The organism is Actinomycetospora chiangmaiensis DSM 45062, from assembly GCF_000379625.1.
Classification (GTDB): Bacteria; Actinomycetota; Actinomycetes; order Mycobacteriales; family Pseudonocardiaceae; genus Actinomycetospora; species Actinomycetospora chiangmaiensis.
On the sequence record NZ_KB903228.1, the window covers coordinates 19,932 to 29,933 of the forward strand.

Annotated in this window: 9 protein-coding genes; 5 read left to right on the plus strand and 4 right to left on the minus strand. The window is 75.8% G+C overall.

What is annotated here, in order from left to right:
* The first annotated feature begins 19 nt into the window (after positions 1-19).
* Positions 20-784: an ATP-binding protein gene (locus tag A3CO_RS35820; RefSeq protein ID WP_018332720.1), complete on the plus strand. Its 765-nt coding sequence runs from the start codon at positions 20-22 to the stop codon at positions 782-784.
* Positions 785-839: 55 nt separating this feature from the next.
* Here the strand turns inward: A3CO_RS35820 and A3CO_RS0113185 are convergent, their stop codons facing one another.
* Positions 840-1,889 (minus strand): DNA topoisomerase IB, encoded by a 1,050-nt coding sequence (locus A3CO_RS0113185; protein ID WP_018332721.1) that lies wholly within the window; start codon positions 1,887-1,889, stop codon positions 840-842.
* Between the two features lie 74 nt (positions 1,890-1,963).
* Here A3CO_RS0113185 and A3CO_RS0113190 point away from each other — a divergent pair, with 74 nt between their 5' ends.
* The 3 genes from A3CO_RS0113190 to malQ all read left to right on the plus strand — a co-directional run bounded on the left by A3CO_RS0113190 (position 1,964) and on the right by malQ (position 6,329).
* Positions 1,964-3,637, plus strand: a complete 1,674-nt coding sequence (locus A3CO_RS0113190) for a RecQ family ATP-dependent DNA helicase (protein ID WP_018332722.1) — start codon at positions 1,964-1,966, stop codon at positions 3,635-3,637.
* Between the two features lie 81 nt (positions 3,638-3,718).
* Positions 3,719-4,084 carry a hypothetical protein gene (locus A3CO_RS0113195; RefSeq protein WP_157647530.1) on the plus strand — a complete coding sequence of 122 codons (366 nt, stop codon included), beginning with the start codon at positions 3,719-3,721 and terminating at the stop codon, positions 4,082-4,084.
* A gap of 205 nt (positions 4,085-4,289) precedes the next feature.
* Positions 4,290-6,329 carry a 4-alpha-glucanotransferase gene (gene malQ, locus A3CO_RS0113200; RefSeq protein WP_018332724.1) on the plus strand — a complete coding sequence of 680 codons (2,040 nt, stop codon included), beginning with the start codon at positions 4,290-4,292 and terminating at the stop codon, positions 6,327-6,329.
* Between the two features lie 57 nt (positions 6,330-6,386).
* On the opposite strand, the gene A3CO_RS0113205 is transcribed toward malQ, so the two are convergent.
* The gene (locus A3CO_RS0113205; protein WP_018332725.1) at positions 6,387-7,217 is read right to left on the minus strand and encodes a glycosyltransferase family 2 protein; all 831 of its coding nucleotides are present in this window, start codon (positions 7,215-7,217) and stop codon (positions 6,387-6,389) included.
* On the minus strand, positions 7,210-8,682 hold the full coding sequence (gene rfaE2 / locus A3CO_RS0113210; RefSeq protein ID WP_033414396.1) for a D-glycero-beta-D-manno-heptose 1-phosphate adenylyltransferase: 1,473 nt from the start codon (positions 8,680-8,682) through the stop codon (positions 7,210-7,212). Before rfaE2 ends, A3CO_RS0113205 begins: the two co-directional genes overlap by 8 nt.
* A gap of 182 nt (positions 8,683-8,864) precedes the next feature.
* On the opposite strand from rfaE2, the gene A3CO_RS32030 reads away from it, so the two are divergent.
* Positions 8,865-9,236 carry an STAS domain-containing protein gene (locus A3CO_RS32030; RefSeq protein WP_018332727.1) on the plus strand — a complete coding sequence of 124 codons (372 nt, stop codon included), beginning with the start codon at positions 8,865-8,867 and terminating at the stop codon, positions 9,234-9,236.
* Here A3CO_RS32030 and A3CO_RS38695 read toward each other — a convergent pair.
* On the minus strand, positions 9,227-9,913 hold the full coding sequence (locus A3CO_RS38695; RefSeq protein ID WP_169510943.1) for an SDR family oxidoreductase: 687 nt from the start codon (positions 9,911-9,913) through the stop codon (positions 9,227-9,229). The two genes, A3CO_RS32030 and A3CO_RS38695, sit on opposite strands and share 10 nt — an antisense overlap.
* Positions 9,914-10,002: the final 89 nt, after the last annotated feature.

Here is a 10,002-nt window from a genome sequence, read left to right on the forward strand (position 1 = left end):
CACGGCCGCGAGGTGAATCGTGCAGCAGCTCGCGTGGGAGACGCGCCCCGCCCCGTCGTCGGGCGAGGCGGTCGTGGTGACGGTCCGGGGGGATCTCGACCGCGCCGACCGTGAGTCCTTCGTCGCGAGGCTCACCGACCTGCTGCTCTCCCACCACGGGGTGGTCCTCGAGGCGGCCGAGCTGCGGCCGGGGCACGCCGCCGTGGTGCACGCCTTCACCGAGGCGCTCGACCGGACCGGCGGCTGGCCCGCGGCCTGCCTCGCGATCGTCGCCCCCGACCCGGCGCTCGCCGCGCTGCTCACCGGGTCCGGCGTCGCGCGGCGCGTGCCGGTCTTCGACGACCTCGGGCAGGCCCTCGCCCACCTCGGGGACCGGCCGGCCCTGCTGCGGATGTGGTGGCGCTTCACGGTCGACCCGCACGCCCCGGGCCGCGCCCGGGCCCACGTCCGGGCGACCTGCGCCCGGTGGCACGTGTCCGACACCGTGCGCGAGGCCGCGGAGATCGTGGTGACCGAGCTCGTGACGAACTCCGTCGAGCACGCCACGAGCGCCTCGGTGGTGGAGATGGAGGGGCTCGGCCCGACGCTGCGCGTGACCGTGCGGGACTACGGCGTCGGCTTCCGCATCCCCGAGGCCGACACCTGGACCGCGCCGCCCACCTCGTCGCCCCGCGGCCGCGGGTTGGCGATGGTCGCGGCGGTGTCGCGCGAGTGGGGCCTGCAGCGCCACCCCGACGGCACGACGATCTGGTCGGAGATGGACCCGGAGTCGGTCGGGGCCTGACCCCGAAGACCGACCCGGCCCGACCCGGACCGCCCGGCCCGGCCCGGCCCGGCCGTCAGTCGCGGTCGGTGACCAGCTCCAGCACCGCCGCCTCGACCTGCTCGCGCATCGCCAGGTCGCTCGGGTCGGCGTCGCGGATCGCGTCCAGGACGGTGCGGCCGGCCTCGAAGTGGCCGACGAGCACGGGGTCGACGTAGGAGCGCTTGCAGACGGCGGGGGTGTTGCCGAGCTGCGCGGCGACCGTCTTCATGGTGTGGGTGACCGCGGCCTTGCGCTTGCGTTCCGCGGTGGGCGGGGTGCCGTCCGCCCCCACCTGCGTCGCCAGGGCCACGGCGGCGACCACGCCGGCGTTCCACGTCCGCAGGTCCTTCGCGGTGAACTCGTCGCCGACGAGCTCGTGCACGGCGTCGTTGACGTCGTCGGCGGTCACGTCGTGCCAGATGCGCTTGCGCTGTCGGGTCGCCGACCAGGCGAGCAGGTCGTCCCCGCCGCCGCGGCGACGCTTGAGCGAGGTGACGAGGCGGTGGGTGGCGGGGTCGGCGATCGTCAGCGTCCGCGGCACGCCCGCCTTGGCGACGTAGCGGAACTGCACCGACCCGTCCTTCCGCGCGCTCGCGTGCTCGCGGCGCAGCGTGGCCAGCCCGAACGACGCCTCGGAGTACTTGTCGCCCTCGGCGTACTCCTCGCCGCCGACGCGGAAGACCCCGAGGTCGAGCAGCCAGACCGCCCCGGCCAGCACGCGTTCACGGCCGAGCCCGTCGCCCTCGAGGCGCTCCTGGAGCTGCTTGCGGACCCCGGGCATCTGCGCGCCGAGACGAGCGACCCGCTCGAACTTCTCGCGGGACTGCTGCTCGGTCCACTCCGCGTGGTAGCGGTACTGCCGGCGCCCGGCGGCGTCGGTGCCCACGGCCTGGATGTGCCCGTCGTCGCGCGGGGAGATCCACACGTCGCGCCACGCGGGCGGGATCACCAACGCGGTGATGCGGTCCAGCGTCGCCGGGTCGGTCATCGCCTCGCCCGAGGTGAGGTCGAAGTAGCTGAAGCCCTTCCCCCGGCGGCGGCGACCGAGTCCGGGCCCGTGGGGGTCGACCCTCGTCAGCGTCACCGATCCGGCGTACCCGCTGGTAAGGCGCCTGCAACCGGCGTTTCGAGGGACGGGTCGCGACCCACCCCTGCGCCGTGACAGCGTCTCACCACGACGACGGTACCGACGGCCCCTGCGGCCCCCTCCCGCCCGAGGCGGCCCACCTCGACGAGGCCGTGGCGCGCTTCCTCGGTGAGGGCGCCCGGCTGGGCGACGGGCAGCGGGACGCGATCCTCGCCGCGCTCACCACCGACACCCTCGCCGTCCTGCCGCCCGCGGCGGGCAAGACCGCGATCTACGCCATCGCCGGTGACCTGTTGGGCGGGCGCACCCTCGTCGTCTCGCCGACGCTCTCGCTGCACCGCGACCAGGTCGCCCACCTGACCGACGCCGGGGTGGCCGCGGGCGCCCTCAACTCCGAGGACGGCCGGGGCGCGCTCGGGGCCTTCGTCGCGGGCGAGCTGTCCGTCCTCGTGACCTCGCCGGAGCAGCTGGCGCGGCCCGACGTCCTGCGGGAGCTCAGGCGCGCGGCGCCGACCCTGCTCGCGGTGGACGAGGCGCACTGCGTCAGCGACTGGGGCCCGGACTTCCGGCCCGACTACCTCGCCCTCGGCCCGGCCGCGCGGGCCCTCGGCTCGCCCCGGATCCTCGCGCTCACCGCGACCGCGTCCGTCCCGGCCCGCGAGGAGATCCTCGACCTGCTCGGCGTGCCGGACGCCTGCGTCGTCGTCCGCGACGTCGACCGCCCGAACACCCACGTCGCCGTGCACCTGGTGCACGACGAGGAGGCGAAGTGGCGCCAGGTGGTCGACGCGGTGCTCGCGGCGTCCGGCCCCGGCATCGTCTACGTCACCACCCGCGGCCACACGTCGCTGCTCGCCGACCGGCTGAAGGACGCGGGCGTCGCGGCGGGCGCCTACCACGGCGGGCTGCGCAAGCGGGAGCGTCAGGCCGTGCAGGACGCGTTCATGGCCGACGACCTGTCGGTCGTCGTGGCCACGAGCGCCTTCGGCATGGGCATCGACAAGCCGGGCGTACGCTGGATCGTCCACGGCGACGTCCCCACCTCGATCGACGCCTACCACCAGGAGATCGGCCGGGCCGCGCGCGACGGCGGGACCGCGCACGCGGTGATGTTCCACCGCCCGCAGGACCTCGCCCGCCCGAAGCTCTTCGCCTCCGGGCGCGACGCCCGCGCGGCCGCCCTCGCCACGGTGGTGGAGGCGATCCGCCTGCACGACGACGGGGTGGCGCAGGCCGAGGTCGCCGACGCGGCCGGGCTGTCGAAGGCCGCGCTGTCGCGCGCGATCCCGGCGCTCGTCGTCGGCGGCAGCGTGGTCCAGGCCCCGGGCCGGCGGCTGCTCGCGGGGATCAACGACGCGCCCGCGATCGACGTGGCCCGGGCCGCCGCGGAGCTCGTGACGCGGAGCCGGGAGCGCCAGCGGTCGAAGGTCGAGCTGGTGCGCCGCTACGCCGAGGGGACGGGGTGCCGCCGACGCACCCTGCTCGAGGTCCTCGGGGAGGCGCGGGACGCGGCGTGCGGGAACTGCGACCACTGTGACGCCGGCGACGTCGGGGACCCCGGCGGGCGGTCCGGCGCGTCCCACGGAGAGCCGGCACCCGGCGAGGCCGTGACCCACGACGAGTGGGGTCGCGGGGTCGTGCAGACCGTCGCGGACGACACCGTGGTCGTCCTGTTCGAGGACGCCGGATATCGCACGCTGTCGATCCCCGTGGTCCGGGAGCGTGGCCTGTTGACCTCCGTGTGACCGCCGAGGCGTTTGCCTGTCACACAGGGTGCCGATCCTGAGAATGATGATGACGTTCCTGCCGTCGAACGGAAGGTGACCGTGCTCCTCGATCCCATCTCCACCCGGCCCGCCGCCGATGACTCCAGCCTCCCCGCTGTCGTCCCCGACATCCCCGACACCGCCGTCCTCCCCCGTGTCCTCCCCGGCGACCTGGGCCCCCTCGCGACCCGCTCCCGGCGTGACCGTGGGTCGGCCCTCGCCCTGGTCCACCTCCTCCTCGAACGCGGCTGGACCGCGACCGAGGTCGGATCCGCGCTCGACGGGACGGTCGCCCTGACCCGGTCCCAGATCGAGGCCCTCGCCACCGTGCGCCGGCCGCGGACCTCCGCCTCCGACATCGCCGACCGGTTGGTCGCGAACCGTCGTCCGCTCACTCCCCGCGTGCCGCACCCGCGGACGAGCTGATCCCTCTTCGGGTGCAAGCAATGCGTCACTGCTTGCACCCAGTGCCAGGAAAGGCGGCACCGTCGATCCGCGCGACGACGGTGCCGCCTTTTCTCGCGTCCAGTGCCAGCAGTGACGCATTGCTTGCACGTGGGGGGGTCCTCACACACGCCAGCGGGTAGGACTGGGAGCCTCGTCGCCGACGAGACCCCCCGAGAGGAGCCCGGTGCCCGGCGTCAGTCCTGATCTCGCCGACCTCGCCGCCGCGTACGGCGTCGCCACCCGGTACCGCGACGCGGGCGACCGCGACGTGGACGTCGACGCCGGGGTGGTCATCGACGTCCTCGCCGCGCTCGACGTGGACGCCTCCAGCGACGAGGCGGTCCGCGACGCCCTCGCGAACCGGCGGCAGGGGGCCCTGCCGCCCACGCTCGTCGTCGGGAACGCGCCCGTGGAACTCCCCGAGCCGGGCGAGCTGACCCTGGAGGACGGGACCACGAGCCGGGTGTCGACGCTGGCGGACCTGCCCGTCGGCTACCACCGGGTGACCTGCGGCCACGAGGAGGCGGCCGTCCTCGTGCCGCCGTCGCGGCTGGCCGAGGTGCCGCGGACGTGGGGCTGGATGGTGCAGCTCTACTCGCTGCACTCCCCCGGGTCGTGGGGCTGCGGGGACCTCGTCGACCTGCGGGACCTGCTCGCGGCCGCCACCGGCCAGGGCGCCGGGGCCGTGCTGTGCAACCCACTGCACGCGCTGCGGCTGGAGCCGACCGTCGAGGCGTCGCCGTACTCCCCGTCGTCACGGCGCTACCTGCACCCGGTGTCGCTCCGCGTCAGCGCCACCCCCGCCTACCGCGCCGCGCCCGCGCACGTCCGGTACGCGGTGGACCGGCTGGCCCCGCACTCCGACGTGCTGCGCGAGAGCGATCCGACCGACCTCATCGACTACGACGCCGTCTGGGCCGCCAAGCGCGCCGCGCTCTCCCTGCTGCGGCCCTTCGCCGGGTCGGTCGGGGCGACCCCGGGGCTCGAGCACGCGGTGCCGCCGGTACCGGGCGCCTCGCTCGGCGACGCCGACGACCCGGACGCCGCCCTGCAGGCGGAGCACCGCGCGGTCGTCGAGGCGTTGCCGGCGGCCCTGCGGGACGTGGCGACCTGGTACGCGCTGGCCGAGCGGCACGGCCCGGAGTGGCGGACCTGGCCGGAGGACGTGCGCACCCCCGACGGGGCGGGCATCCCGGCCGTCCGCGAGGAGCTCGCCGACCGCATCTCCTTCCACGGCTGGTGCCAGTACCTGCTCGACCACCAGCTCGCCGAGGCGCACGCGGCCACGTTCGGGATGCCGGTCGGCCTGATCGCCGACCTCGCCGTCGGGTGCGCGCCCGACGGCGCCGACGCGTGGGCGCTGCAGGACGCGCTCGCGCCCGGGGTCCACGTCGGCGCACCGCCGGACGACTTCAACCAGCGCGGCCAGGACTGGTCGTTGCCGCCGTGGCGCCCCGACCGGCTCGCCGAGGCCGGGTACGCGCCGTTGCGCGACATGCTCGGCGCGGTGCTCCGCCACGCGGACGGCGTGCGGATCGACCACGTCGCGGGACTGTGGCGGCTCTGGTGGATCCCGCCGGGCCGCCCCGCCACGGAGGGCACCTACGTCCAGTACGACGCCGAGGCGATGCTCGCGGTCCTGGCGATCGAGGCGTCCCGGGCCGGCGCCGTCGTCGTCGGGGAGGACCTGGGGACGGTGGAGCCGGAGGTGACCGAGGGGCTCGCGGACCACGGCATGCTCGGCTGCGCGGTGCTGTGGTTCCAGCGCGACGCCGACGGCGACCTGCTCCCGCCGTCGCAGTGGGACGAGATGACGCTCGGGACGATCTCGACCCACGACCTGCCGACGGCCGTCGGCTTCCTCCGCGACGAGCACGTGCGCATCCGGGACGAGGCGGGGCTGCTCACCGACGTCGACGCGGCCCGGGAGCAGGCGGCCCGGGAGCGCGAGGAGCTGATCGGGCTGCTCGTCTCGCAGGGTGTGCTCGGCGAGGACCGCTCCGAGGGCGCGATCGTCGCGGCGATGCACCGGCTGCTCGCGGGCGCCGGGTCGCGGATCGTGCTCGCGTCGTTCACCGACGTGCTCGACGAGGTGCGCCAGCCGAACCTGCCCGGCACCACGGACGCCTACCCGAACTGGCGGATCCCGCTGCCGCTGGCGCTGGACGAGCTGCTGCGCGACCCGCGGGTGCAGGCGACGGTGGAGGCGCTGCGGGGGCGGTAGTCGCCCTGTGGCAGGAAAGCGTCGTTGCTGTCAGCCAGTGACAGCAACGACGTCCTGTCACAGCGGGAGCAGATCCACGGCCGACGAGCCCCGGTCGGGCAACGTCGTGGCCGACTCCTGGTGGTAGGCGCCGCTCGGGAGGATGCCGGCGGCGCCGGAGCGGGCCATGACCCGCTGCTGCACGAGCACGTCCTCGCCGTGGGCGTCGGCGGGGACCTCGCGCCAGAAGTCGAACCCGCCGGCGTCGAGGAGGGCGGCGCGGTCGAAGAGCACGCAGCCCGCCGCCCAGGCGATGCGGTACGCCGACCACGACGACGGGTCGGGCACGGCCGCGCCGGGCGCGTCGAGGCCCTCGGCGAACGCCAGGTGCATGCCGTTCGCGGCGTTGCCGAGCCGCCAGCGCTGCCAGGCGGGCGACTCCTTCTCGATCCGCTCCGGACCGGGCTCCCACCGTTCGTAGGTGACCCGCTCGTGGGGGCGGTCGTCGTCGAGGTGGGAGAGCCCCTGCATCGCGGCGGCGACCATGCCGCAGCCGAGACTGCGCAGCGCGGTGTGCAGCCGCGCGAGCACGCCCGGCTCGAGCCAGACGTCGTCGTCGAGGAAGAGCACCGCGGGCGCGCTCGCCCGCGAGAGGAGGAACGCCCGCTGCTCGGCGATCCCCCGCCGCGGCAGGTGGCGGAGCAGCTCGACCTCGACGCCCCGGAGACGCAGTGCACGGACCAGGGTCGTGGCCGCCGGGGTGTCGTAGGACGCCTCGTCGTCGGACTGGTCGGAGACGACCACCCGGAACGAGGGGCCGGCTTGGGCGGCCAGCCCGGCCAGCGTCGCCGCGAACTCGGTCGGTCGGTCCTTCGTGGGGACGAGGACGTCGACCATCGGGTCAGCCACGGGCCCGGATCCGTTCGACGATGAGCGAGGTCGACCGGTCGGGCAGGTAGTCCAGGATCGCGACCTGCCCGCCGTAGCCGTGCACCGTCGGGGTCTCCGGGAGCATGTCCGGGGTGTAGTCCCCGCCCTTGGCGTAGACGTCGGGGCGCAGGGCCTCGAGCAGCGCGACCGGGGTGTCCTCGGCGAACCCGACGACGTGGTCGACGCAGGACAGCGCCCCGATGACGGCGGCGCGGTCGGCGAGCGGGTTCACCGGGCGCTCCGGGCCCTTGAGCCGGGTCACGCCCTCGTCGGCGTTGAGCGCGACGACGAGCACGTCGCCGAGCCGTTTGGCCTGGTTCAGGTAGGCGACGTGGCCGCGGTGGACCACGTCGAAGCACCCGTTGGTGAACACGATCCGCCGGCCCTCGGCGCGGTGGTCGGCGACGAGGCGTTCCAGCTCGGCGGCGGTCGAGAGCGTCCCGCCGGACGCGCCGACCTGCGCGACGAGGTCCGCCGTCGAGCACACGGCGGTCCGCGCGCGCCCGACGACGACATCCGCCGCCGCCTGGGCCAGCTCCACCGCGGTCGGGGTGGGGGTGCCGGCCGCGAGCGCGAGCGTGAGGCCCGCGGTGAACGAGTCGCCGGCCCCGCAGGCGTGGCTCTCGGGCGCGGGCCGCGCCCACGTCCGGTGCGCCGGCTGCTCCGGGGAGAGCAGCACCGCGCCGTCCCGGTCGAGGGTCGCCACGACGGCGGCCGCGCCGGACCGCCGCCGCAGCTCGCCGGCGGCGGCCTCGGCGGCCGCCGCCCGGTCCGGGCCGCGCAGGGGGCGCCCGAGGAGGGTGGCCACCTCCCCCGCGTTCGGGGTCACGACATCGGGTGCGGTCGGCTCCCAGCGCGCGACGGCGTGGGCGTCGACGACGAGCACGCCGAGCCGGTCGCGGCGGGCGGCGACCGCGGTCACCGCGTCGTCGTCGAGCGCGCCCGAGGCGTAGTCGCAGACCACGGTGGCGTCGGGCTCGAGCGCCAGCGCCGCGTCGAGGGCCGGCACGAACCCGTCGACCGGGTCGGCCGGGGGCACCGTGTCGTAGCGCGCGACCATCGCGTCGTCGGCGACGATGCGCCGCTTGGCCGCGGTGGGGCGACCGGGCGCGACCAGCACACCCGTCGTGTCGACCCCCGCCTCGGCGAGCAGCCGGCGCAGCGTGCGCCCGTCGTCGTCGTCACCCACCACGGAGACGAGCGCGACGCGTGCGCCCAGTGCCGCGAGGTTCACCGCGGTGTTGGCGGCACCGCCCGCGGCGCAGCGCGTGCGGTCGATCTCGACGACGGGGACGGGCGCCTCGCGGGAGAGCCGGCGGGTGGGGCCGGTCATCCAGCAGTCGAGGACGGCGTCGCCCACGACGACCACGCGGGGGGCGGCCTCCGCCAACCGGCGGGGCAGGTCCGCGGCCAACGGAGCACGGTCCAGGGGCGTCGGCGTCACGGGACCCTCCGCTCGGACGGGGCGGAGGTGAACATGCATGGCCGGTACCCGGAGTACTCGCTAGGGTTCGCCCACCGCCACCGCGGGGTCCAGCAGCGCGCCCCCGGTCCCCAACGACGATCCTCGCGAGTCACCCGCCGGTTCCCGGCTGCGCGGAGACCGTCCGTGCCCCAGGAGGCCGAGTGCACGACCCGTGCACCGTGGAGGTCGCCCTGCGCGACACGGCGGACGGCGTGGCGGTGGTCGCGATCATCGGCGACGTCGACGCCGCCGCGACGTCCGCCGTCCGCGCGGGCGTCGACGAGGCCGCGGCCGGGGCGCGCGCCGTGGTGCTCGACCTCGAGCAGGTCGCCCTGCTGGCGTCGGCCGGCATGACGCTGCTGCTCGAGGTCACCGAGGAGCTGCGCCGCCGCGGCGTGCCGCTGCTGCTCGCCTCGCAGGCCCGGACGGTGCGGCGGCCGCTGCGCATCACCGGTCTGGACCGCGTGCTGACGCTGCACGACGACGTGGCCAGTGCCCGGGCGGCTCTTGATGGCGGTTCGGCTCACGGGTAGGACGACTCCCCCGACGCGGCGACCAGGAGTTCGCGCACCTCGCTGCCCGGGGGGCGGGTCAGCGCGAACAGCACCGCCTCCGCCGTCTGCGCCGGGTCGTTGAGCTGCGCGTCGGGGCCGGGCTTGTACTGCTCGGGGCGGTCGTCGAAGAAGTGGGTCCACATCCCGCCGGGCACGAGCAGCGTGACGCCGACCCTGCCCGCCCACTCCGCGGCGATCGCGCGGGTGAACCCGACGACGCCGAACTTCGAGGCGCAGTAGGCGCTCGCGTCGGAGACGGCCTTGATGCCGAGGGTCGAGGAGACGGTGACGACGGTGCCGTGGCGCTCCTCGAGCGAGGGCAGCGCGGCGCGGACGACGGCGGCGGTGCCGAGCAGGTTCACCGCGACGACGCGCTCCCACTCCGCCCACTCGACGTCGACGATGCGCCCGCAGCGGTCGATGCCCGCCGCGGTGACGACGCCGTCGAGCCCGCCGTGCTCGTCGATCGCGCGGGCGACCGCGGACTGCGCGGCGGTCGGGTCGGCGAGGTCGACCTCGACGAAGGCGTGCCCGGCGTCGGGGGCCTTGAGGTCGAGGACGACGGGGGTGCCGCCGGCGTGCGCGACGGCCTCGGCCACGGCGGCGCCGAGACCGGACGAGCCGCCGGTGATCAGGACGGTGCCGGGGTTCGTCATGCGGTTCCTCCAGGGGTGGCGGGAGACGGAGCGGAGCGGAGCTCGACCTGTCGATCGGGAGACGGAGCGGAGCGGAGCTCGACCGGTCG

Excerpts from the sequence above, each read along its gene's own strand:
- A3CO_RS38695 (WP_169510943.1), bottom strand. The coding sequence starts at position 9,913 with ATGACGAACCCCGGCACCGTCCTGATCACCGGCGGCTCGTCCGGTCTC.